The following is a 619-nucleotide window of genomic DNA, read 5'->3' as shown; positions in this document are numbered from 1 at the left end:
GAGCACCGCCGAGCCATCGGTCATCGCGCAATCGACGACTTGTCCTTGGCCCGTCGCTTGCGCGCTCAGAATCGCGGCGAGCATGCCGAAGGCCAGCATCATGCCGCCGCCGCCGAAATCGCCGACCAGATTCATCGGCGCGACCGGTTTACGCCCGGCTTCGCCCAGAGCGTGGAGCGTGCCGGAGATGGCGATGTAGTCGATGTCGTGGCCCGGCTCGCTGGCCAGCGGCCCGGTCTGGCCCCAGCCGGTCATGCGGCCATAAACGAGCTTGGGCTTATCGGCGAGTAGCGCCTCTGGCCCGAGGCCAAGCCGCTCCATGACGCCTGGTCGAAAGCCCTCGATCAATCCATCGCATGTGGCTGCGATGCGCCGGACGGCGGCGATTGCCTCGGGCTTTTTCAGATCGAGCATGATCGTCCGGCGCGAGCGTAACAATGGGTCGCGTGCGGCCTCGGTCAAACCACTGGCACCCGGGCGTTCGACCCGGATAACCTCCGCGCCGTGGTCGGCAAGCATCATGCCGCAGAACGGCCCTGGCCCGATCCCCGCCATTTCGAGGATGCGAAGTCCGGCGAGGGGCGGGGATGCCATGCTGTCTCTCCTGCTTAACCTTAAA

General features: G+C 66.1%; 1 protein-coding gene. It reads right to left on the bottom strand.

Translation table 11 applies throughout. The features are described 5' to 3' along the window. A partial coding sequence (locus AACY52_RS29285) for a CaiB/BaiF CoA-transferase family protein (protein ID WP_339561215.1) occupies positions 1 to 594 on the bottom strand: 594 nt, incomplete at its 3' end. Between the last annotated feature and the right edge of the window lie 25 nt (positions 595 to 619).

Source organism: Pseudomonas sp. EA_65y_Pfl1_P113 (assembly GCF_963970525.1).
Classification (GTDB): Bacteria; Pseudomonadota; Gammaproteobacteria; order Pseudomonadales; family Pseudomonadaceae; genus Aquipseudomonas; species Aquipseudomonas tritici.
Note: the sequence above shows the minus strand (reverse complement) of the source record. Positions and strands in the feature narration are given on the sequence as shown.